At 75.1% G+C, this 321-nt stretch carries 1 protein-coding gene; it reads right to left on the reverse strand.

The genetic code is table 11. The features are described 5' to 3' along the window. Nucleotides 1–47: 47 nt before the first annotated feature. Nucleotides 48–321: hypothetical protein (locus ADK65_RS05335; RefSeq protein ID WP_234352800.1), on the reverse strand; the 274-nt coding region annotated here is incomplete at its 5' end.

Genomic DNA, 321 nt, shown 5'->3' on the forward strand with positions numbered 1-321 from the left:
GGGTGGTGTCGTCTTCCGTGGCGGCGGCGCTCACCGGGTCGGCCTCCTCAGCACGGGAGGACGGCCATCATGCCGCGGGCGGTGGGGGCGAGGGGCCCGTTGGCGCCCTCGCGTTGCAGGGCGACGGCGGCGAGGAGGCTCTGCGTCAGCTCCTGTTCCGTCGTGATCCGCTGGGCCGTTTCCTGCGGGCCGGCGGCGGCCGTGGGGGCGCCGCCGAGGAGTAGGCCGGCGGCCAGCGTGGCCGCCGCCGCACCTGCTGCTGTACGGGAGTGCTTCATGCGCGAATCTCCGTCCGTGTAGGGGGTGAGGCTGCGCCGCAGA

The sequence above is a fragment of the Streptomyces sp. NRRL B-1140 genome, from assembly GCF_001280065.1.
Classification (GTDB): Bacteria; Actinomycetota; Actinomycetes; order Streptomycetales; family Streptomycetaceae; genus Streptomyces.